14 protein-coding genes are annotated in these 20,937 nt (G+C 53.2%); 1 reads left to right on the forward strand and 13 read right to left on the reverse strand.

The annotated features are described in order from the left end of the window. Positions 1-766: 766 nt before the first annotated feature. Both M6D81_RS20725 and M6D81_RS20730 read right to left on the reverse strand, forming a co-directional pair. Positions 767-1,843, reverse strand: a complete 1,077-nt coding sequence (locus tag M6D81_RS20725) for a Gfo/Idh/MocA family protein (RefSeq protein WP_262678935.1) — start codon at positions 1,841-1,843, stop codon at positions 767-769. After that, the gene (locus M6D81_RS20730; protein ID WP_262678936.1) at positions 1,840-2,985 is read right to left on the reverse strand and encodes a Gfo/Idh/MocA family protein; all 1,146 of its coding nucleotides are present in this window, start codon (positions 2,983-2,985) and stop codon (positions 1,840-1,842) included. The genes M6D81_RS20725 and M6D81_RS20730 overlap by 4 nt, the downstream gene beginning before the upstream one ends. A 177-nt stretch (positions 2,986-3,162) precedes the next feature. Between M6D81_RS20730 and M6D81_RS20735 the strand changes: the two genes are divergently transcribed. Continuing rightward, entirely contained in the window at positions 3,163-4,041 is an 879-nt protein-coding gene (locus M6D81_RS20735; protein ID WP_262678937.1) for a helix-turn-helix transcriptional regulator, read from the forward strand. A 29-nt stretch (positions 4,042-4,070) separates the two neighbouring features. Here M6D81_RS20735 and M6D81_RS20740 read toward each other — a convergent pair whose 3' ends face one another. The 11 genes from M6D81_RS20740 to sigI form a co-directional block, all read right to left on the reverse strand. Beyond that, a complete protein-coding gene (locus tag M6D81_RS20740; RefSeq protein WP_262678938.1) occupies positions 4,071-5,684 on the reverse strand; it encodes a helix-turn-helix domain-containing protein in 1,614 nt (537 codons plus the stop codon). Next, a complete protein-coding gene (locus M6D81_RS20745) occupies positions 5,681-7,450 on the reverse strand; it encodes a sensor histidine kinase (RefSeq protein WP_262678939.1) in 1,770 nt (589 codons plus the stop codon). Before M6D81_RS20745 ends, M6D81_RS20740 begins: the two co-directional genes overlap by 4 nt. 111 nt (positions 7,451-7,561) lie before the next feature. Then, a complete protein-coding gene (locus M6D81_RS20750; RefSeq protein WP_262678940.1) occupies positions 7,562-8,938 on the reverse strand; it encodes an ABC transporter substrate-binding protein in 1,377 nt (458 codons plus the stop codon). 27 nt (positions 8,939-8,965) lie between these two features. Next, complete coding sequence (locus tag M6D81_RS20755; protein WP_262678941.1) at positions 8,966-9,790, reverse strand: carbohydrate ABC transporter permease; 825 nt, start codon at positions 9,788-9,790, stop codon at positions 8,966-8,968. Positions 9,791-9,806: 16 nt separating this feature from the next. Continuing rightward, a complete protein-coding gene (locus tag M6D81_RS20760; RefSeq protein ID WP_262678942.1) occupies positions 9,807-10,733 on the reverse strand; it encodes a carbohydrate ABC transporter permease in 927 nt (308 codons plus the stop codon). Positions 10,734-10,960: 227 nt separating this feature from the next. Further along, positions 10,961-12,220, reverse strand: a complete 1,260-nt coding sequence (gene odhB, locus M6D81_RS20765) for a 2-oxoglutarate dehydrogenase complex dihydrolipoyllysine-residue succinyltransferase (RefSeq protein ID WP_262678943.1) — start codon at positions 12,218-12,220, stop codon at positions 10,961-10,963. Between the two features lie 6 nt (positions 12,221-12,226). Beyond that, the gene (locus tag M6D81_RS20770) at positions 12,227-15,136 is read right to left on the reverse strand and encodes a 2-oxoglutarate dehydrogenase E1 component (RefSeq protein WP_262678944.1); all 2,910 of its coding nucleotides are present in this window, start codon (positions 15,134-15,136) and stop codon (positions 12,227-12,229) included. 229 nt (positions 15,137-15,365) lie between these two features. Beyond that, on the reverse strand, positions 15,366-16,877 hold the full coding sequence (locus tag M6D81_RS20775) for a leucyl aminopeptidase (RefSeq protein WP_262678945.1): 1,512 nt from the start codon (positions 16,875-16,877) through the stop codon (positions 15,366-15,368). Positions 16,878-16,974: 97 nt separating this feature from the next. Beyond that, on the reverse strand, positions 16,975-18,375 hold the full coding sequence (locus M6D81_RS20780) for an ATP-binding protein (RefSeq protein WP_262678946.1): 1,401 nt from the start codon (positions 18,373-18,375) through the stop codon (positions 16,975-16,977). 203 nt (positions 18,376-18,578) lie between these two features. Continuing rightward, positions 18,579-20,042 carry an anti-sigma-I factor RsgI family protein gene (locus tag M6D81_RS20785; protein ID WP_262678947.1) on the reverse strand — a complete coding sequence of 488 codons (1,464 nt, stop codon included), beginning with the start codon at positions 20,040-20,042 and terminating at the stop codon, positions 18,579-18,581. Then, positions 20,039-20,857, reverse strand: coding sequence for an RNA polymerase sigma factor SigI (gene sigI, locus M6D81_RS20790; RefSeq protein ID WP_410795770.1), 819 nt, complete (start codon positions 20,855-20,857; stop codon positions 20,039-20,041). Before sigI ends, M6D81_RS20785 begins: the two co-directional genes overlap by 4 nt. Positions 20,858-20,937 lie beyond the last annotated feature (80 nt).

The raw sequence follows: 20,937 nt of genomic DNA on the forward strand, positions 1-20,937 counted from the left end.
AACCAGCCTTTCCCGCCTTCGTGCGTATGCCACATACACTATAGTTACTCAAACCAGCCTTTCCCGCCTTCGTGCGTATGCCACATACACTACAGCTGCTCAAACTAGCCTTTCCCGCCTTCGTGCGTATGCCACATACACTACAGCTGCTCAAACCAGCCTTTCCCGCCTTCGTGCGTATGCCACATACACTATAGCTGCTCAAACCAGCCTTTCCCGCCTTCGTGCGTATGCCACATACACTACAGCTGCTCAAACTAGCCTTTCCCGCCTTCGTGCGTATGCCACATACACTACAGCTGCTCAAACTAGCCTTTCCCGCCTTCGTGCGTATGCCACATACACTACAGCTGCTCAAACTAACCTTCCCGCCCTCGAGCGTATGCCACATACACTACAGCTGCTCAAACCAGCCTTTCCCGCCTTCGTGCGTATGCCACATACACTACAGCTGCTCAAACCAGCCTTTCCCGCCTTCGTGCGTATGCCACAAACAACCAACCAAGGTCACATCGCCTGAAGCCCGTCGTTCACCTACTTTCCTACCTCCAACCCCAACCGAGGTCACATCGCCTGCAGCCCCAGTACCTCCTTCTGCTTCATTCGCAAGCGAAGCTATTCGATGCTCCAGTGTAGGATGAGAGAACGCATTCCATGTTTGGTATTATTTTATGTAGTAAAACAAACGTCCCGACAACGAATGGCTTGGCCACCCTTGTCGGGACGTACTTTACTTCCTTCACTATTGCGTATATGTGCCTCTGTCCTAGCCTTCCACTCGCACCGCGTCACGCTGAGCGACCATGCACAGCTCCGCCGCCTTGAACGCATGCTCCTGCGTCATCGCAAGCTCCGTATCGTTCAGGCAGTCCAATATGAGCTGGCCGAAGAACGGATAACCAACCTTGCCGTGCAGCGACATATGCTGCTCCTTCTCCCCGTTCACCAGGAACAGCTGGTCGCCCTCCTTGCCTCTGGCTACGTCAATATACTTGCGCAGCTCGATATAACCTTCCGTCCCCATAATGATTGTCCGGCCATCGCCCCAAGTGCCAAGTCCGTTCGGAGTCAGCCAGTCGACGCGGAAGTAGCCCGTCGCGCCATTCTCACCAATCAGCGTCATATCGCCGAAGTCCTCAAGCTCCGGGTAATCCTTGTTCGCATAGTTCGCCACCTTGCTGCTGACAACCGTCGCATTCTTATTGCCCGTGAAGTGGAGGAATTGCTCTATTTGGTGAGAGCCGATGTCGCACAGAATGCCCCCATACTTCTCCTTCTCGAAAAACCACGCTGGACGAGCGGGCGCATTCAATCGGTGCGGTCCCAGCCCGATCACTTGCACGACGCGGCCGATCGCCCCTTGCTCGATAAGCTCGCCTGCGAAGACCGCGCTCTCCACGTGAAGCCGCTCGCTGTAGTACACGGCGTACTTCTTGCCCGTCTCCCTGGCGGCTGTCTGCGCTTCCTCCAGCTGCTCCAGCGTCGTGAACGGCGTCTTGTCCGTGAAGTAATGCTTCCCGCTCCGCATAACCTTAACGCCCAACGGTCCGCGCAGGTTCGGCACAGCTGCCGCCGCAACGAGCTGCACTTCCGCATCATCCAGAATTTGCTCCAGAGACTCTGCTACCGGAACGTCGGGGAAATGCTTCAGGAATGCGTCCACTTGCGCCGGATTGGCATCATAGACCCATTTCAGCTCCGCGCCAGCTTCAATCAAGCCGTTGCACATACCGTAGATATGACCGTGGTCCAGATTCGTCGCCGCAAAGGCGAATTCGCCCGGTGCCACAACTGCGCTGGGCTTTCCCTTAGGAGCGTAGTTCATTCCATCTCCCTTGCTCATGACTGCGCCACTCCCTTCTTCGCTTCCGACAGCTCGATTTGCTTCTGCAGATGCGTATAGAACAACTCCTCGTCAATCGGCAGATCCACCCAATTGTCCGTCCAGGTGGACAGCAGCATAGCGTTCGACAGCATCAGCCCTTTAATGCCTTCTTCTCCTGGAGCGATCAGTTCCTCCCCATTCAAAATCGCATTGACCCAGTTCTGAGTGATGCCCTTATGGTCAGGGTAATCGCCGTTGATCGGAATGTCGCACTTCCAGCATTCCGGAGCGCCGAAGCTGCCCTCGAACGTTGCGTTGAACTCCGACTCCGATACGCGCAGCCGCCAGAATGTCAGCTTGCCGTCTTCAATGACAATCTTGCCGCGGTCGCCGCTAATCTCCAGCCTGTTCGTCCCCGGCGCTTCTCCCGTCGTCGTCACGAATACGCCGGTCGCCCCGTTCTCGTACTCCACGAACGCTGTTACATCGTCTTCCACCTCAATGTTCCGATGTTTGCCGAAATAGCAGAATGCTCGCACGCGTGTAGGCATCATGCCGATCGTCCACTGCCACAGGTCAAGCTGGTGGGGGTCCTGATTAATGAGTACGCCGCCGCCTTCTCCCCCCCATGTAGCGCGCCATGTGCCGGAGTCGTAATAGCTTTGCGAACGATACCAGTTCGTAATAATCCAGTTCGTCCGCTTCACCTCGCCCAGCTCGCCGCTCTGGATCAGATCCTTCAGCTTCCGGTAGAGCGGATTGGTCCGCTGGTTGTACATCATGCTGAACTTCAAGTCTTGTCCGGCTCTGGCTGCGGCGTCGTTCATCTCGCGCACATGCTTCGTATGCACGCCTGCCGGCTTCTCCAGAAGCACATGAAGCCCTCTCTCGAAGCCGGCAATTGCAAGCTCCGGATGGGAGTAATGCGGTGTGGCGATCAATATGCCGTCTACCGTGCCGGAATCCATCAGCGCGATAGGGTCGTTGAAGATCCGCACAGCATCGCTCAGATTTTCCTTCGCCCATTCCCGTCCGGCCTCCGCATTGTCGCTGACCGCCGTCACCTCAACGCCTTTCACTTCTTGATTCAATAGATAGCGCAGATGCCCCTTGCCCATATTGCCCAGTCCGATAATGCCCAATCGTACAACCTTCGTCATCGTGATCGCTCCTTTTTATACCCTTCTATTCCTCATTCTGATTATCCCAGTAAGCACTTTCACTTAGAAGTATCGTAACATGGGATGACAGGGGCGGCTTCATCAGTGTTATCTTAATTCATCTTTTATTTGACTGAGGTTGTTGTATAATGGGAGTAGAAGCAAGGAGGGGAAACGATGAGTGTCGAGTACCAAATTCCCGAACCATTCACAATTAGCACCACTTCTGACTACAATGCCCAAATTAATTACCATACGCATTTCCATTATGAAATCTACTATTTCCATGGCGGCAAAGCCAATTACCTGATTAACGACCGCATTCATGTGCTGGAGCCCGGCAATCTGGTGCTCATGCATGGAATGACGCTTCATAAGGCGCATGTGGACCCCAGCGTCGCGTATCATCGGACGATACTGCATTTCGATCCCTATTACTTCCAGCAGTTCATCCAGCCCAGCTACGCACCGGACCTGCTGGCGCCGTTCAAGAAGCTCCAGAACGTAAGACTTCATCTGTGCGCGGAGGATCGGCAGGAAATAGAAGAGGCGTTCGCCAAGCTTATTGCTCTATATAAGCAACAATCTCCCGTTTCGCGACAACGCTTTCAGGCAAGACTGCTGGATTTGGTCATCTTCATCCACGAGCTGTGCCAGAAGCCGATGCAGGAGGCCGTCACCTTTCCATCCTCCAAGGAACAGCATGTACAGTCCATCATCTCCTATGTGGAGAGCCGCTACAAGTACGATTTGTCGCTGGACCATATCGGGAGAGAGCTGCACTTGAGCAAGTTTTACTTGGCCAAAACATTCAAGGAAGTGACGGGCACGACCATCTTCCAATACTTGATGCACCGCAGAGTGTATCAGGCGAAGCTGGCGCTGATCGAAAGCGGACAATCCATTACAGACATCGGCTATGAGGTTGGCTTCAAGCACCCATCCCACTTCAGCCGAGCCTTCAAGACTCATACCGGCAATACTCCTGAGCAATACCGAAGAGAGCATCAAATTCCAAGCGAGCCGTCAGCCGGCCATAAATCCGTGATTGAATAAGGGACAACCCTCGGAGGTTGTCCCTTTTTCTATTGCGTATTGCGATAGGCCAGTGGTGGCATGCCACTGTAGCCTTTGAACAGCTTGATGAAATAGCTGACATTGTCGTAACCGAGCGAGTCGGCAATCGCATCGACCGTCTTATCCGTCTTCAACAAATATTCCGCGGCCCGCTCCATCTTCATGCGAATGACGAATTCGATAAATGTCTCGTCCGTCTCCTTCTTGAATATGCGGCTGAAGTGGCTGGGACTTAAGGAAAGATGCTTCGCAGCTTCCTCCATCCCGATTTTTCGATGCATGTTACACTCTACATATTGCTGAGCGGCCAGTACCTCTCTCTTCTGCGAGGTATGGCGGATCTGGCCCATCAAGGCGGATTTGTGCTGCAGGAACCTGAGCCAATAAGCTTCAAGCTGTCCGATATGCTGTAAGCTGTGCAGCTCTTGATGGACAAGCTCCAACGCATATTTCGCTTGAAACTGATGGATGGACTTGTACTTCAGCTCAATATCCAGCGAGAGCTGGTGCATCCAGCTTCTGACACTATCCGGATGGAACTTCTCACGCTTGATATAACCGCTCCACTCTGCTACGCACGCCTGCAACTCCGCCTCTGATTCTGCGGCAATGGCTCCCTTGCAGGCGTGAAGCGCTTCGCCATAATGCGCGAACAAGTCTCTCCCGGAGAAGCTATAGCGGAAATCATTCAGAGCGTAGATCCCTGCTTCCGGCGTATAGAAGCGATGCAGTCTCGTCTTTATACAAGCAGTGGCTGCGCTTCGGAACGCCTCCCTCCCCCGCACAGGCTCTGTCATGATGAAGGATATGTCCACTTTCAGCACAGATGCTATTGCCCCCATCAGCTTCTGCAGCCCGCTTCGCACATTGTCATACACATTCACCTTTAAGGACTTCCTGCAGGAGAACAGCAATAGCAGCTCGCTGTCATGGCAGCAGATGCAAGTCACACCTGCTCCTGCTGCTGCTTCGAACAGCTCGCTTGCGACATTCTCAATCGCATACATGAGTGTATCCGTCGACTTGAAGCGATCAAGCGTCATCTCCGCATCCAGCACATAACCCAGTACAGGCATATAGGACTGATCCCCGAAGTGGAGTCCGAACATGACCGCCGTCTCTTCCCATTCCCATTCGTTCACAACCGGGTTGTGCAGTGTCGTCTCCAGCCAGCGTTTCTTTAATGCCGCCTTGTTCTGATCGATCATGAACTGGAATTGCACAGTCTTGCTCTTCTCCCGCTCCTCCTCCCGGACCTCGGCCATCAGCCTGGATACCGCTTGCATCAGCGCCTCAGGCTGCAGCGTCTCCTTCAGCAGATACTCCGATACATACAAGCGCACCGCCTGTTGCGCGAATTCGAACTCATCGTGGCACGACACGATAATCGACTTCAGCGCCGGATTGATCCCCTTCAGATGGGCGATAAGTTCCAGTCCGTTCATATGCGGCATGCCGATGTCGGTAATCAGAATATCCGGTGCGCGATGCCGTGACAGCTCGATCGCTTCTTGCGAACTCTCGCAAAGTCCTGTCAGTTGAAGCCCCATCTCTTCCCAAGGCACGCTTGCCTGCATGAACTCCAGCATGGAATAATTGTCGTCTACAAGCATCACCTTCATCCCGCTGCCTCCTTCGCTTCCACCGGAAATGTCAAGTTCACCGTCATACCCAGGTCCTTCCCGCTAGCAATGTCCATATGGAAGTCGTCCCCATACATTAATGTCATCCGGTCGCGCACATTGCTCATGCCGATGCCGAACATCCCTCCGGAAGAAGACAACGACGGTCCGCTGCCGATACGCTGCCGCAGTTCCAGAAGGGCGCTCTCAGCCATGCCCTTGCCGGTATCTTCCACTGTGATGGTAATGCGATTGCCATTCAGTCTGGCTGCAACCTTCACCTCTCCGTGCTTATGAGGCAAGCCATGAATGCAGGCGTTCTCAATGAACGGCTGCAGCACGAATCTCGGCACCTCCGTCAGCATCGTATCCGATGGCAGCTCAATACGGAGCTTGACCGCATGCTTGCGCATCGCATTCATCAGCTTCACATATTCGCTTACCAATTCGACTTCCTCATGCAGTGTAATCCATTCATTGTTGCGATATATATTTCTAAGCAGCAAGGAGAGCGCTCCAACTAATTCCGCATTGCCTCCATCGCCGCGTTGCAGCACCTTCACCCGTATGGCATTCAATATGTTGAACAAAAAATGCGGCTTGATCTGCGATTGCAGCGCCTCCAGCTCCGCCTTCCGCTTCATCGCCTGCTCGTAGGTGATCTGCCCGATCATGCCTTGAATCCGGTCCAGCATCAAATCCATGGACAAGCTCAGCTGGCCGATCTCGTCGTCGCGGCGGATGTTGGTACGGACCGACAGATTCCCCGTCTTAATGGAAGCGACAATACTGGCAAGCCTCTTCAACGGCTTCGTAAATTGTGCCACAAAATAGACCATGAGCATAATGAAAGCGGTCAAAAATGCAGATTGAATCAAAATGTTAATCGTATACACCCGATTCATCCCGCTAATCGCTTCCCGATAGGACATTAGACTGATCAGGCTCCAGTCCGCATATTCCAGCTTCCGCTTCACAACGAGCAATTCCTTGCCGTTTACGTCCGCAACGGATGCATCCCCCGCTGACGACAGCAGCTCATATTCCGGCAGCACCGAGCCGATAAGAGAAAAATCGGGATGGAAGATAAGCGTCCCGCCGCTATCGATCAGCATCATGTTGCGGCTCGAATCCTCTCCCGCCAGTATACCAGCTATGATTCGCTCCTGAACGCTCACGACCAGATAGCCCGTCGTATTGCCGTTATAATCCGTCAGTCTGCGGGCTAGCGACAACAGCATATCATCATCATTTTTGTAATAACTAGGAATCATTCCGACCCATAACGTCTCGAACACGGACAGCTTATCCAACTCGTCCATCCATAACTGACGATTGAGATAGGCTGTATCCATTTCCTTGGAGCTGTTCGTGGAGAAGTAGTAGCTTTCGTCACGGAACAGCAGCTCGATGTGCATATTCGTTATCGTGCGAGACATGCCGTCGAATTTATTGTTCAAATACAGGACAGCGTCAGCTGTCATCGCATCAAGCCTGCTCTGATTAAGCGACGTGATGACTCCCGGGTCGAATTGCATGCTGTTCATTGCGCCTATCATTTCGTGCATTAGGCTGGAGAGGAAGGCATCTGCGATTTGAAGTGTATCCTCTGCACCTGCCAGAGCTTGCTCCTTCATCATGCGGTGGGTGGAATAGCTTGTATATATCAGGTTGAAAGCCGAGCTCGCAATAAAGCCGGCAATCCAAATGACGACAAGCTTCTGCCTGAACGATAAAGCTGGCCAGACCATCTTGCTTCGATTCATGGTGATCCCTCTTTTCACATCCTGCTCTCATCTTATACGCAGATGTCGGGAATGCACAAGAGAGGTCTTCATTTAGAAGACCTCATCCAGCCGCCGCCAACACCAATCCATTCAATTCGTATTGGCTTTTATAATTTTTTCTATTTTTTCCTGCGCTTGCTCAAGCGTCGTATCGATATCCTGCTCACCAAGCAGGAATTTATCGGTCTCCTCCAGATAAGCCTTCTCTACTTCCCCAATGAAGGGCACCGGGGCGGATATTGGCGCTGGGATGGCGTTTTCAAGCACACTAATGAGCGACTCCTTGTGAACCATCTCCGGATTTTTGCTGCTGTTCACCAAGGTGTCCACCACCTGTTTCATGTCGGCTTGTTTCCACGATGGAAGATACTTGCCTTGCATGGTAATGCCTTCGGTCGTGTACCAGCGTATGAACTGGTATGCCTCATCTTTATGCTTCGACTTGGCGTATATGGCCATCAGGTCGGAGCTGACTCGCGTGTATAGCTTATCGCTCTCATTGTTTTTCGGATAGGGAGCGAACACCGTTTGGAATTCGGCCGGAATTTTGTCCGTGCCGCCCGCTTCCGGAACCATCCAGCTGCCCGTCATAATCATAGCGGCCGATTGGCCGAAGTATTGCGTCCGGTAATTAAGCTTCTGGGTAATGACATCCATATATGGCGTCGCCGATCCGTCAACCTCCTGAGCCTGATGCCTGATCTCCAGTGACTTGCGCAGCAGAGGATTGTCGCCATTGGACGACTCTCCGTCATCCTTCACAAGATTGCTGTTCTGCGGCTGGCTGAACAATGCCAGCTTCACATAATCGCTCCAGGAATGGAAGTACGTTCCGTATTGCTTGGAGGCGCCCTCTCCTTCCGTCATTGCTTTGGCATAAGCCAGGTAGTCATCCCATGTCCAATCCGTCGGAATAGGCAGATTGGCCTTATCCAGCTTATCCTTGTTGATCATGATGAAAAATTGATTGAATTTCCCGGGCAATGCATAGTACTGGCCTTCAATGTCTGTTCCTACCTTGTATACTTCCTCGTAATTCAGCGATTCCTTCTCCATGTAGGCGTTGAGCGGCTCGAACATGCCAAGCCCGACACGCTGCGCATAGTTCTCGTGATTGTTGACCATGATTATATCCATTCCGTCGCCGGATGCGGCCGCAAGATCTACCTTCTTCAGCATTTCGTTGGAATTGTTGTCCCCCGCTGTGACGGACTCCACCCGAATATGCGGGAACTCCTCTTCGAATGCGGCGATCACCTCATCCCAATGATCCTGCTTGTCGTTATACCAATGATGAAGTTTAATCGTGACCTGCCCCTTCTCGCTTTCCTTGCCTGTGGATGACTGTCCCTCTTTGCCTCCGTTGCCGTTAACATCATCACTACCGTTGCCCGTCACCGAGCTGCAGCCTGCCGCCACGCTAACAAGCATCACCATTGCCAATACGCCAATGAACCACTTTTTCATCTTCATCTGCCTCCCCTTATTCTTTTATTACCCTTTCACTCCGCCTGCCGCAATCCCTTCCATAATGAACCTCTGGCCCACGATGAAGATAAGAAGCAGCGGAAGGATGGCGGATACCGCCCCGGCCATAATCAAGCTGTAGAATTCCCCGTTCACATCCGCAAATTTGCGAATGCCCAATTGGATCGTAAATAACAGATCCGATCGAAGGAAGATCAGCGGACCTTGATAATCGTTCCACGTCCAGATGAACCTTAATATTCCGTATGTCGCAATTGCCGGCAAGACGAGCGGAAGCGCGATGCTCCGAAAGATGCGAAAGTGTCCGGCGCCGTCCATCTTGGCTGACTCCATGAACTCGTTATGCACGCTCAGAAAAAACTGCCGCAATAAAAATGTGCCGAGTACGCTAAAGCTGTTCAACAGCACAAGGCCCAGGTGGCTGTCGAACAAGCCCAGAAACTTGTACATTATAAACTGCGGCACCAAAATCGCTTGAGGCGGTATCATGTACGTCACAAGCACGATTATGAACAGAAGATCCCGGCCAGGAAACCGCATCTTCGTGAAGCCGTAGGCAGCCAGGCACGAGATCGTTACCGACAGCACGGTAGTCGCTGCGGACACTTTAATGGAATTCCAATAATATTGGGTGAAGGGATGATCGCCGTTCCACACTTCACTATAATTGCTCCAGCGGAACGCTTCCGGAATCCATTGGATGGGATACTGGAATACTTCCAGTTCCGACTTGAGCGATGCGGACAGCATCCACACGAACGGAAGCAGAAACACGAGGCCGAATACAGCCATTATTACCGTCATTATTGTTTTCTTTATAGTTATCGGCATATGCGCGCACCTCCCGTCAGTAATTCACCCAACGCTTCTGACCGATCCATTGCAGCAGCGTCACAGCAAGCACGCACAGCAGCAAGACGAGGGACATCGCAGAAGCATAGCCGGATTTCAAATCTTCGAACGCGACCTCATAAATATAATAATTGATGACAGAAGTGGAATATGCTGGTCCACCGCCGGTCAGCACCATAATGAGATCGAATACTTTGAACGTCGCTATTACTCCAGTCACTAGCAGGAAGAAGGAGGTCGGCGACAGCATCGGCAGCGTTATTTTGCGGAACTGAACGAGTGCATTCGCTCCGTCAATACTGGCTGCTTCATAGAGGTCTCTCGGGATGTTCTGCAGTCCGGCCATATAGATGACCAGATTGAACCCGATCGAGATCCAGATCATAATGAGCATGATAGAGATTAATGCAAAGTCGGGATCAGCCATCCAACGCGGCGGATTGTGAATGCCTATGCCCATCAGAAACGAATTGATCGGTCCGTGCGATGGATGGAACAACAGCTGCCACACGATGGAGATCGCCACTACGCTGGAGATATAAGGCATGAAATAAATAACCTTGAATAAATCCTTGAAATATACCTGCTTGTTGATGACGACCGCGATAAGCAGCGATAAGGCCATCGTGACGGGAACAGCGATCAGAAGCAGCAAATTGTTCAACAGCGACTTCATGAACTTCTCGTCTTCGAGCAAGCGTGCGAAGTGCTCTATGCCTACAAAATTCACATTGGAAAAGCCGCTTATGAAATTCCAGTCGGTAAAGCTGATTGCTATCGCTGCTAAGATAGGTATAATTGTCAGAACCGTAATGCCAATCAGCATCGGAAGGACGAACAGATAGCCGGCAAGCGCTTCGTCGACGGAAGTCCAGCTTGCCCGTTTTTTGATACCGATTACATTTCCTCTTGCAGCTGCCATATCCGCTCTCCCCTCTCTTTATGAACTTCTATCATCATAAAGTTTTTCAGAGCGGACGGCATGAAACAGATTTTGCATATTTCGAATTATTTTGCTCAATTGAGAATAATCTCTCCAACCGAGGTCATTTAGGTAATCAACTCGAAATTTATAAACTCTATACAGTGCAAAAACCGCTCTGCCGGCAAGCGGCAGAGCGGTTTCGAATACATCTATAAAATATTGGATTAACCTTGAAGCAGAAGCTGCTCCGGATCTTCCAGCAGTTCCTTCACCGTAACCAGGAAACGCACAGCTTCGCTGCCGTCTACGATACGATGGTCGTAAGATAAAGCAAGGTACATCATAGGACGGTTCTCCATACGCTCGTCGTCGATCGCAACCGGACGCACTTGAATCTTGTGCATGCCCAGAATGCCGACTTGAGGCGTATTCAGGATAGGCGTCGACAGCAAGGAGCCGAATACGCCGCCATTGGTAATCGTGAAGCTGCCGCCCTGCAGTTCGTTAATTGCAAGCGTGTTGGAACGAGCTTTCTTCGCCAGCTCGCCGATATTGCGCTCAATCTCCGCGAAGCTAAGGCGATCCGCATCGCGTACGACCGGTACGACGAGACCTTCCTTCGCTGCTACCGCAATGCCAATATCGTAGAACTTCTTCACGACGATATCTTCACCATCGATCTCCGCATTCAGCAGAGGGAATTGCTTCAGTGCGCCGACTACCGCCTTCGTGAAGAAGGACATGAAGCCGAGATTGACTTCGTTCTTGTCGAAGAAGGCTTGCTTGCGGCGCTTGCGCAGATCCAGAATTGCCGTCATATCCACTTCGTTGAACGTCGTCAGCATAGCTGCTGTACGCTGCGCCTCTACCAGACGGTTAGCGATTGTCGCCCGGCGGCGAGACATCCGCTTGCGATCGACCGGCTTGCCGCTATTGTCGGACTGGCTTGCTGCAGGAGCTGCCGGTGCCGGCGCAGCTTTCGGAGCTTGCGGCGCTGGCGCAGCAGCAGTACGCACATCGTCAGCGTAGACGCGGCCCATGCCGTCCTTGCCCTGTACCTGCGACAAGTCTACGCCTTGCTCGCGAGCGAGCTTGCGCGCTGCCGGCGAAGCGTTCACCGATGACGGTGCAACGGACGGTGCCGGTGCAGGAGCTGTTGCTACAGCCGCCGGTGCTGATACAGCAGCAGGAGCTTCAGCCTTCGGCGCTTCAGGCGCCGGAGCAGCCGTCGCCGCAGGAGCTCCTGCGGCTCCCTCGCCGATGGAGCCGATTGCTTCGCCTACGAGAACGACGTCTCCTTCTTGCTTGGCAATGCTGGCTACAGTGCCGCTGCTTTCCGCGCTAATTTCCACGTTTACTTTATCCGTTTCAAGCTCCAGAAGCACGTCGCCCTGATTGACTGCGTCGCCTTCCTTCACGAACCACTTCGTAATCGTTGCTTCTGAGATCGATTCTCCCAGTTCTGGTACAATAATTTCTGCCATTTGTTGCTACCCCCTAACGAGACTCGATTCGAATGGCTGACCATTCAAAGCGGAAGAAATAATAGAATGTTGCTCTGCTGCGTGAACTTCCTGATGACCGCTGGCTGTGCTGGAACGATCCGGACGGCCGATATAGCTTACCTTGACGCCTTCCGGTGCAATGGCGCGCAGGCGCGGTTCCATATAGAACCAGGAGCCCATGTTCTTAGGTTCCTCTTGAATCCATACAATCTCTTCAAGCTTAGGGAACAGCTTGACAATGCGTTCAATCTCAGTCTTCGGCAGCGGATACAGCTGCTCGACCCGAGCAACGCGAAGCCAATCATGCTCGCTCGCATCTCCAGAAGACATCGCTTCCTCCAGATCGACCATCACTTTCCCTGTGCCAAGAACAAGACGCTTCACTTTCTCTCGCTTCGCCTTGCTCTCCGTCAGATCGAACTTCGGAAGAACCGGCTTGAAGGAGCCTTCACTGAATTCCACGCCGTGCGATGCGACCCGCGGATTGCGGATCAGACTCTTCGGAGCCATCAGCACGAGCGGACGAACATTGTCGCCGCCCAGCATCGCCGCTTGCTTGCGCAGCAAGTGGAAGTACTGAGCCGACGAAGTCAGGTTCGCCACTGTCCAGTTATTGTCGGCGGACAGCTGCAGGAACCGCTCCAGCCTTGCGCTGGAATGCTCCGGTCCTTGACCTTCGTAACCGTGCGGCAGAAGAATGACGATACCCGACTTCTGCGACCACTTGGCCCGGCCTGCGGAGATGAACTGATCGAATATGACCTGCGCCACGTTGGCAAAGTCGCCGTATTGCGCTTCCCAGATGACGAACGTCTCAGGTGCGAATACATTGTAGCCGTATTCGAAGCCAAGCACGGCCGTCTCCGACAGCGGGCTGTTGTGAACGGCGAAGGAGGCCTTCGCTTGCGGCAGCATATGGAGCGGGGAGAACTTCTGTCCCGTCTCATTGTCATTGAGCATAATGTGGCGATGCGCGAACGTTCCGCGCTCGGAATCCTGGCCGCTCATCCGAATCGGCGTACCGTCAGCCAGTATGGTGGCGAAAGCCAGCGTCTCCGCATGCGCCCAATCCACCTTCTCGCCATCGTTCAACGCCGTTGCGCGGCGCTGCAGGATGCGCTGAAGCTTGCCGTATTCCGTGAATTCTTCCGGCCGGTTGAGCAGCTCCAGATTAATCTCTCGCAGCTCTTCCAGCGGCACGGCTGTCTTGACGTCCTCAGGCACGATGACGCCCGATTCCACCGGCTCCTGGCATTGCGGCGAGCCTTCTACAGTTTTCATCGACTCGTATGCGGTCTGAAGCGCCGAAGCCGTCTTGCTGCGCAGCTGCTGGGCCGCATCTTCCGTCACGGCCTTCTCGCCGATCAGCTGCTTCTCATACAGCCTGCTGACGGTCGGGTGCTTGCGAATCTTCGCGTACATAAGCGGCTGAGTCACTTCCGGATCATCCATCTCATTATGTCCATAACGGCGATACCCCACCAGATCGATGACGAAGCCCTTGTTGAAGCGGAGGCGATACTCGCAAGCCAGGCGCACTGCCGACAGGCAAGCTTCCGGATCGTCCGCATTGACATGCACGATCGGAATGTCGAAGCCCTTCGCCAAGTCGCTGGCGTAGTGCGTGGAACGGGAGTCGACGCTATTCGTCGTAAATCCGAGACGGTTGTTCGCAATGATATGAAGCGTTCCCCCATTGCGATAGCCTTCCAGATTGTTGAAGTTCAATGTCTCCGCTACAATGCCTTCGCCGATGAAAGCGGCGTCGCCATGAATGCATACTGTAACGGCGCTATGCTGATCCTGCTTCGGGAAGCCCTTCTGTCCGCGATCTTCTTGCGCGGCGCGGGTGAAGCCTTCCACGACGGGATTGACGAATTCCAGATGGCTCGGATTGTTCGCCAGGGAGATCATGGCGCGCACTGTCTCTCCTTCTCGCACGGCGCGGTCCGCACCCAGATGGTACTTTACGTCACCGGTCCAGCCATAGTTAATGCCCATGGAGCCTTCCGACGGAATAAGCTCCTTGTTCGGGGAATGATGGAACTCAGCAAAAATTTTATCATAAGGCTTGCCCAGCACATGTGTCAGCACGTTCAGACGACCACGGTGAGCCATACCCATCAGAATATGCTCCGCGCCGTCGTGCGCGACCGCACGTACGATCTCGTCCAGGACAGGAACGAGCATATCCACTCCTTCGATGGAGAAGCGCTTCTGCCCCACGAACGTACGGTGCAGGAAATTCTCGAACATCTCCACTTGCATCAGTCTTTCAAGCAGGTCTTCTTTCTCCCTGTTCGTCAACGGCGCGGGGAAAGAACCCGATTCCGCCTGCTTGATCAACCATTTCCGCTCATTCTCATCATGGATATGGGTGAATTCATAAGCTGCTGAGCGTGCATAGATTTCCTTCAGCCGCACGATCGCATCCCATCCGCTGGCCAAGGATTCAGGAGCGTTGTCCCAAATTAGCGAAGCAGGCAGTGCTTCCAGATCCTCTCTTGTCAATCCGAACGTCTCCGGCTCCAGCAAGGCGGTGTCGGCAGGAGCGCTTATTCCCATAGGATCAATATCCGCAGCAAGATGGCCGTACCGGCGGATGTTCAGCATGAGCTGATGCGCGGCAACGACCTTTCTCATCTTATGAATATCCATCGGACCGCCGCTCGTTGGGGCGATTGATGCCGCCGAGACATTGCTGCTGACGGCTGCTGACGGTACAGACGGAGCCACGGCAGGCGGTGCCCCCCATTGCACGAACATATCGCGAACCGAAGGCTCGACCGCATCGGGATCGCTCAAATACAATTCATATTGCTCCTGCACATAACCAAGATTGGGACCAAAATAGCTCTTCCAAGGCGAAGGAGTGCGCTCATCATGGATGCTCATTGCAGATAATTCCACCCTCTCTATTGTTACCATCACATTATTTTGCTTAACTTCTTCATATTTTAGTACATTACATGCTCGTCAACCATAACCTTTATGGCATCGGTTTCATCGATTTCTAGCATCGATCGTCAGCAAATGCAGGTTTTCCGCTTCTTGCCGGCCTTGCCCATTGCGCCGGCCGCAGCTTCCGCTACGGCATCGCAAATATATCCTCAAGGTGCCGGGCTTAAGTCGTATGCGTCACAAGTTCCACCAGCGTGCGCGCCATCGCTCCCGTTCCGCCCTTCGGCTCCCAGCCTCTATCTCTCTCCAGCCACGCTGTTCCGCCGATATCCAGATGCACCCAGGGCAGTCCTTCTGCAAAATGGCCGATGAACAGTCCTCCCGTTATCGTACCCGCATAGCGGCCGCCTCCATTCTTCATATCTGCGGCGTCGCTGCGAAGCAGCTTCCTGTATTCATCATAGGCGGGAAGCTGCCATACCCGCTCGCCCGACCGTTCCGAAGCCGCCAGCACCTCGCCCATCAGCTCGTCGTTGTTGCCGATCGCGCCTGTCGCTTCATAACCGAGAGCGACCATGACTGCGCCGGTTAATGTTGCTACATCTACGAGCTTCGTGGCGCCTCTTCTGATCGCAGTCGTCAAGCCGTCCGCCAGGACAAGCCTGCCCTCCGCATCCGTGTTGACGATCTCCACCGTCGTACCGTTCATCATCCGCAGCACGTCGCCGGGCTTGTATGCCCGATCGGACGGCATATTCTCCGCGGCAGGGATCACGGCCAGCACATTGACCGGAGCCTTCAGCTCCGCAATGGCGCGCATCGCCCCAAGAACTGCGGCAGCTCCTCCCATATCGGAGATCATCTCCTCCATGCCGGGCGCCTTCTTCAAGGAAATGCCGCCCGTATCGAACGTGATTCCCTTGCCGATCAAGCCCCACACCTCATCGGAATCCGACGCTCCGTTATAATGGATGACAATCATCCGCGGCGGATTGACGCTGCCGTGTCCTACGCCGAGCAGACCTCCCATGCCTTGCTCCTCCGCCGTCCACTCGTCGATGACTTCAATATCGAGCTCCAGCTCCCGAGCCAGCTCCTCCGCTTGGAACGCCAGTCGCTCCGGTGTCAGATCGTTGCCGGGCAGATTGGTCAAGTCCCGCGCGAAGCATACGGCTTCCGCAATCGTCCTGCCCCGCTCCATGCCCCGTTCCCACGCTTCCTTGCCTCCCGGCATATTAGAAGCCTCATCCGCCAGCAATGCGACCGTCTGAAGCCTGAATCTCTCATTCGGCTCCTTCAGCAGCGGGCGCCTGTCATGCAGCGCGAGCAGTATGCCCTCCACCAGCGCCTGAGCCGCCGGCTCCGCACCGCAAGCCGAGCAATCCTCTCCGAAGGATGCCGGATCGAGATACACTTCCCCGTGCTCCGCTCCTACGCTCTTCATCGCTTTCGCTGCAGCTGCTCCAGCAAGTCTGATCCCTCTTGCCCCTTGTCCCGGCTCATAGCCGACGAATGCGATATGCTCCGCCTCGTGCAAGCCAAGCGTAGGCACGATTTCCACTTGACCGTGACCCGCCAGAAACCTTTTCTTCTTATAGCTGCTCCTTAGACTGCGATCAATCTCAGGTCCTACAATAGCCGCTTCCCCGTTTAATTCGGCAGCATGAATGAATCGGACGAACACGTCAGGCGACACGCCGCTCCGATGTTCTTTGCCGTATGTAAATATGGTCATTCCCTTCTCCTCCATTCCTGCATCCCTACTTTCATCATTACCTATTATGGACAGAAAAAAAACCGGAGAATAGGTCTCCGATTTGAATTCTAATCCTTTAAGCCGCCAATGGCAAATAAATTGTAAATTCGGTCCCGCATCCCACCTGGCTGTCCACAGAAATATTGCCGCCATGATTGCGGATAATGCGGTAGCTGACGGACAGTCCAAGCCCCGTTCCCGCCTGTTTCGTCGTGAAGAAGGGGTCGAACAGCCGGCTCATCGTCGACTTGTCCATGCCTTTGCCGTTATCCTTAATCGTAATAGCCACATATTGCCCGTCGCTGTTCAAGCGGATGTCGATTCGTCCGCGGCGATCTGTTTGCACTTCTTCTACCGCATCCAGCGAATTTTTGAGCAAATTGAGAATGACCTGCTTCACTTGCTTCACATCGATCGATACGATGGATTCTTCGCCTCCTACGACCGGCTCTACCAATATCTCGCAATTGCGCAGCAAGGCTTCGCTCTCCGTCAGCATGGCCACTTCCTTAAGCAAATGATTGATGGAAATCGCCTGCTTCATCGGCGCCGACGGCTTGGATGAATTCAGGAACTCATATATAATGTCGTTCGCCCTGTCAATCTCGGTCAGAATGATGCGCGCATACTCCTCCTTGCCCACTTCCAGCAAATATGGACGCAGCAGTTGAATGAAGCCTCTTATGCTGGTCAGCGGATTTCGGATTTCATGGGCAATCGCCGCAGCGATTTTTCCCAGCATCGCCAGCTTGTCGTTCTGCAAGGCGCTTTGCTCGATTTGCTTGTATTCCGACACATCTTTCACGCTGAAGAGGAAATCCCCGTCCAGCTGATCGCCATATGTAACCGTTGCCAACAGATGCTTGCCATCTTTCTGTTGAAATTCGAAATACCTGTTGCGCTTCAAAATCATCTCCCTGTACAGCCGAAGAATGGTTCTCTTCGTCCCCTTGCTCAGCTTGGGATGCAACAATATCTCCCTTACGTTGCAGCCGATCAACGTCTTGCGGGGGATATCAAGCAGCTTGGCCATCTGGACATTAATGAATGATAATATTCCGTCGCTGTCGAATAAGGCGATACCACTATCCATATGCTGCAGCACATTTTCATACTTGTTTTTCACTTTCTCAAAGGAACGGTTGGAAAGAAACAGCATCTCTCGCATCTCAGAAAACTTCTGATCCATCGTCTGCTCAGGAAAAGAACGATCTGCAGCAATCTCCATCTTGAAACGACAGGTAACCATCAGCTCCATCAAAAAAATAAAAGACCGATGATAAAGCTGAATGGCTTCCTTATAGTCAACATTGGCTGCTAGCGATTGGATACATTCCTCATGAAGTGAAATTATTTCCTCCGGGTTAAAACCATAAAGCTGGCGCCCCAGCTCTTTGGCTTGAGAGAGCGAAGCATCCTTGCCCCCTCTGATATACTCGGCAAGCGCCGGGAAATAACGCTTTCGAATCGCCTGCATAATCTACTCCTCCCCGGCTGCTACTATGGATAATGGTCGACTTATTGCCTCTACTCATAATGATAGGTTCACTTCACAAATCCTGTCAATCGGAAATACTGTCGAATTTTGGTATACACCTAATATTTACCAGCCAATATTGTTCTCCTATTCGTCGTTATCGTCGTCATCTTCATTTGCCACGCTCGGCGATCGTCCCGATCCTATCGTTTACGCCGGTCGTCATCGTCTTCATCGTCGTCACGATCATGCCAATCATCGGCTTCACGGCTGTTGCCGCGCTTCACTCGCTCTTCCCGATCGTCCCTTCTTACATCGCTATCCCGGCCGTCTTTCCCTTGACCCTTTCGGTCGTTCCGATTATTCTTATCAGCCCGGTCATTCCGATCGTCGCGCCACTTCCCAACATCGTCGTCACGATCATCCCCATCGTCTCGGTCATCCCAATCACCTTTATCATTCCGATCGTCATCATCTCGATCATCATCGTCATCGGCATCGTCATCGGCATCGTCATCGTCGAGATCGTCATCTTTATTGTTTCCTTTGTCGCGCCACCCGTTATTGCCTTGTTTTCGATCATCGTCGGCATTTTGCCCTTTGCCGTTGCCTCTGCCGTCAGGAGTTGTAATAGGTCTTGAGGACGGCTTACCCTTGCCCTCCTCCTGTGGCTTCTTGGGCGGCTTGGCCGTCGGGACTTTGGTCGGATTTACTGTCGGTTTTACCGTCGGTTTTTTTGTGTTTTCCGGTTTTGGAGTACTCTGCGGTTCGCGTGGCTTCTTGGTCGGTTCAATCGTCTCTTGAAGGGCTGACTTCGACTTCCCCTTCCCCGCCTTCTCCCTCTCCTCATCCAGAAGCTGGCGCAGCTTCTCCTTCGCATTGCTTGAGCGCTCCTGCTCCGTCGCTACGACTTGTTGGAGTCCGCCCATCGGCTCCGTCACTTTATCGATGGATTGCGTCTTCACCTCGTCCATCTGCAACTGATAGCCCTCATCCTTCGCCATCAGATAGACGGCCATCTTGCCGGTGGAGATACCGTTGGCAGCCGCCTCGTCACGCAGTTCCTTCGGCGCGGACAATGTCGTGATCGTCACCTCTTTATCCGGCAACTGCTGCTTCATCATATCGTTCAACCGTTCTCTAAGCCCGTCTGCCACCCTGCTCTCCAGCTCGGCTGTCGTGCGCCGCTCTCTCATCAAGACGCTGGTAATGAGAATGTCCCTGTGCGGTTCGTCCAGATAGTGCTCATCTGCCGCCCGCTGCAGCATATAGAGTGCCGCTGCATCAACGTCCATGCCCTTATAGTGGAATCCGTCTATAAGGCGCTCGCCATCCGCATTCAATGCCCGAAGCGTGCGCACATTGGAATCCTCATCCACACCCATCTCTATGCTTGGATTAATATCCATCGTCAGATAAGCAACGACCGGATTCAATTGCGACAGGGCATACAGCAAGCAAGCCGTTAGCAAGATGCCCGTCAATGCCGCCGCAGCGGCATAGCGATATACCGTTCTGGAGGAAGCCGGTCTTCTGAACTCCTCCTCGAACAAGATCTCTTCACCGATGTCTGGCGAGCCTTGGAGCGGAACGCGTACGAACTGACCGTCTGCCGTCATCACTGTCGTAACCTTCTTATCTATGCTTATGACAACTCCGCGCTTCACTTGCTCGCCTCCTTTCTCTCTGCTTGCTGCTCCGATATTTTTAGATAGTCGTTCATGTATGGATACGTTCCCGACAAGACCAGGGCAATGGTAATCAGATACTTTCGATTTCGTTCAATTGTTTTGCGGGATACGCCGCCGGCCTCCGTCAGCTCCTTGACGGGCAGCCGCTTCTTCTCCTTGAGCAGCGTCATCAGCCCATCATCCGAAGCCAGCAGCCTGGCGATCCCGATAAGCAGCTCTCTGGAATCGGCATGCTTCGGGGATTGCTCCGGAAGCTCGCTGAATGCGATGCCGTACGCATGCAGCTCCTTGCCAAGCTCGATAATCTCATGCCTTCGCTCTTCCACGACCCGGCTTTTGTCATGCGCGGTCATGGCCTCGTTCAACTCCAGCATGTTGAACGTTCCTTCATCCTTCTCCGTATCGAAGGAGCTGTACGGAACGGTGCGCATATGCCGCTCTTCTTTCCGGACATGATCAATAAGCCGACGCTGAATAACGGTAGCCGAGAAGCCGAGGAACGATGCACCCGCCGAGCTGTCATAGCGGTCAATCGCCTCATTGAATGCGAGCAGCGCTACGCTGAACTCATCATCCCTCTCCGGATCCACATACCTCTTGCAGAATCTGCTTGCCACTTTCGCTATATATGGATAATACTCGGCAATGAACTGTCCTCTTGCCTCTTCATCGCCTTGTCGTATCATGCTTATGTATTGCTCGGGTTCCACTTGGTGCCGGGTAGACTTCTCTTGCGTATCAACCGATCTCTTGAGAAATCGCTTGAAGAGGATCAGTAACAACCGCCCCACCTCGCTACTAATAGATTCGTTGGTGTCTGCCCCCTTTGCGGGGGTATAGATGAGAATTTATTCATTTTTCGCCAAAAAGA

The sequence above is a fragment of the Paenibacillus sp. J5C2022 genome, from assembly GCF_025567625.1.
GTDB lineage: Bacteria > Bacillota > Bacilli > Paenibacillales > Paenibacillaceae > Pristimantibacillus.

Excerpts from the sequence above, each read along its gene's own strand:
- M6D81_RS20725 (WP_262678935.1), bottom strand. The coding sequence starts at position 1,843 with ATGAGCAAGGGAGATGGAATGAACTACGCTCCTAAGGGAAAGCCCAGC.
- M6D81_RS20730 (WP_262678936.1), bottom strand. The coding sequence starts at position 2,985 with ATGACGAAGGTTGTACGATTGGGCATTATCGGACTGGGCAATATGGGC.
- M6D81_RS20735 (WP_262678937.1), top strand. The coding sequence starts at position 3,163 with ATGAGTGTCGAGTACCAAATTCCCGAACCATTCACAATTAGCACCACT.
- M6D81_RS20740 (WP_262678938.1), bottom strand. The coding sequence starts at position 5,684 with ATGAAGGTGATGCTTGTAGACGACAATTATTCCATGCTGGAGTTCATG.
- M6D81_RS20745 (WP_262678939.1), bottom strand. The coding sequence starts at position 7,450 with ATGAATCGAAGCAAGATGGTCTGGCCAGCTTTATCGTTCAGGCAGAAG.
- M6D81_RS20750 (WP_262678940.1), bottom strand. The coding sequence starts at position 8,938 with ATGAAAAAGTGGTTCATTGGCGTATTGGCAATGGTGATGCTTGTTAGC.
- M6D81_RS20755 (WP_262678941.1), bottom strand. The coding sequence starts at position 9,790 with ATGCCGATAACTATAAAGAAAACAATAATGACGGTAATAATGGCTGTA.
- M6D81_RS20760 (WP_262678942.1), bottom strand. The coding sequence starts at position 10,733 with ATGGCAGCTGCAAGAGGAAATGTAATCGGTATCAAAAAACGGGCAAGC.
- odhB (WP_262678943.1), bottom strand. The coding sequence starts at position 12,220 with ATGGCAGAAATTATTGTACCAGAACTGGGAGAATCGATCTCAGAAGCA.
- M6D81_RS20770 (WP_262678944.1), bottom strand. The coding sequence starts at position 15,136 with ATGAGCATCCATGATGAGCGCACTCCTTCGCCTTGGAAGAGCTATTTT.
- M6D81_RS20775 (WP_262678945.1), bottom strand. The coding sequence starts at position 16,877 with ATGACCATATTTACATACGGCAAAGAACATCGGAGCGGCGTGTCGCCT.
- M6D81_RS20780 (WP_262678946.1), bottom strand. The coding sequence starts at position 18,375 with ATGCAGGCGATTCGAAAGCGTTATTTCCCGGCGCTTGCCGAGTATATC.